The 1,846-nt window shown below is 38.7% G+C and carries 3 protein-coding genes; all 3 read right to left on the bottom strand.

Annotated elements, in window-relative coordinates; genetic code table 11:
- Nucleotides 1–204 precede the first annotated feature (204 nt).
- A complete protein-coding gene (locus tag F0249_RS19865; protein ID WP_171757628.1) occupies nt 205–684 on the bottom strand; it encodes a hypothetical protein in 480 nt (159 codons plus the stop codon).
- 151 nt (nt 685–835) lie between these two features.
- Entirely contained in the window at nt 836–1,303 is a 468-nt protein-coding gene (locus F0249_RS19860) for a hypothetical protein (RefSeq protein ID WP_171757626.1), read from the bottom strand.
- Nucleotides 1,304–1,378: 75 nt separating this feature from the next.
- The coding region (gene def / locus F0249_RS19855; protein ID WP_171757627.1) for a peptide deformylase at nt 1,379–1,846 on the bottom strand (468 nt) is incomplete at its 5' end.

Genomic DNA, 1,846 nt, shown 5'->3' with positions numbered 1-1,846 from the left:
TATGAAATGAAGTCTTTTCTCTCTAGCAGCTTTAATCAAATTCAACTTGAGAAGATGCCTCCAGACCACTCCTAACGCCCAATTAAGGTGCGACAACGCTATAAAAACCAAGCTAAACCATTGCACCGTAAACACTAAATTCCAATCGAAGTGAAATCGCCACGCGTTGGGAGTCACTCTTAAATTGTTTGTTATGTTTATATCTTACAAGTAACTGTCTTTACAGGCATTACACACATAACGACTTCCTATCATTTGCCCGGTGTTAGATTGGTTGCATATTTCGCATAGGTTAAAAGTAGATTCGAATCCAAGTTTTAATTTTTTACCTTTCAATTCCTTGACTAGCTCCCAATTTACACCTGTTTGAGAAATCTTGGGCTTGTCAAGGCACTCAGAAGGCCCTTCGGACTCAATGTCATTATTATCCTTCAATAAAGCTTCACCTTTATCCTCAGCTAATGAAGGTTCTATTTTTCGATCACTTCCATATTTAACACTTTCTGTTGATTTGGCGCTATTATTTTTGATTGAGTGAACTATAGAAGCTCCAACAATGAAAACTGTACCGTTTAAGATAACAAGCAACGCTACGGCTTCATGAATCGAACTTTTTGCGGTACCAAACACCATAAACCCAAAAAGATAGGCTAGAACACCTAAAACTGAAAACAGTACAACCATAAAATTTCCTCATTAGTTAATTAGATAAAACATAACGCCGCGTTAAGTGGTGAGCAACGCAGACCACTGCACCTAAAGTATTGTGCCGTAAACACTAAATTCAAAGCAAACTAAAAATTCCGAGCGTTGGGAATCCGTCTTAAACGCTTTGTTATACGCATTTTTGCATGCGCTCAAATAGCTCCAAAATTTCATTCTCTACATCAACATTCTCGGCAACTTCCGCAATAGTTGCGTGTGCTAATAAGCAGAAAAAGCATGCCTCTTTATCAAGAAAATTAATGTCTTCTTCTGTTATGCGAAACTTTATTTTTTCACCATCAAAGCGATTTAGTATCTGTCTACTCATCCCGTGAGTAAAGCTGCCTAATATGTTTTTTACTTGCCCTTTAACGTACTGATTTAGAAATTTGAACTCTTCTTCTTTCTCTGATAGCTGATCAACCAATACACTGAGTGGTAGCCATTTTTTTTGAGTGTTGATTTTTTCAAGAACATCATGCTCTGATGCACAATTTAACAGCCAAACACCACGGATATACGCTTCAACACATGAACGATATAACGCCCAATTAAGGGGTGAACAACGACTCCACCCAAACCTAAAGCATTGTGCCATAAACACTAAATTTGAAGTAGAAGCAAAAATACCAAGCGTTGTGAATCCCTCTTAAATTGCTTGTTATGAGCGGGGTTAAGAGTTCGCTTTAACGTACTTTTTAACCTTTTTCATTGCCATTTGACGCTTAAGTGGTGAAAGATAGTCAATAAACAAGTTACCCGACAAATGATCTATCTCGTGCTGCATTACGATTGCTAGAAACTCATCACTTTCGATGGTAATCGGCTTACCTTCGCGATCTAACGCAGACACAATAACTGAAGTAAAACGCTCTACGTCTGCATAGTAATCAGGAACTGATAAACAGCCTTCTTGACCCAATGCTTTATCCGAGCCACTAACCACTTCAGGGTTGACCATAATTAACGGTTCATCTCGACTTTCTGAAAGGTCGATAATTACAACGGCCTCTTTTCGACCAACTTGAGTCGACGCCAAACCAATACCATTGTCAGTCGCATATAACGTTTCCAACATGTCGTCTATTAATGTTTGTACCGTCGAGAGATCTTGCACCTTTTCCGCTTTGACCTTAAGCCT

Origin of the sequence: Vibrio sp. 03-59-1, assembly GCF_013114135.1 — a bacterium.
In the GTDB taxonomy this organism is placed as follows: Bacteria; Pseudomonadota; Gammaproteobacteria; order Enterobacterales; family Vibrionaceae; genus Vibrio; species Vibrio cortegadensis.
Note: the sequence above shows the minus strand (reverse complement) of the source record. Positions and strands in the feature narration are given on the sequence as shown.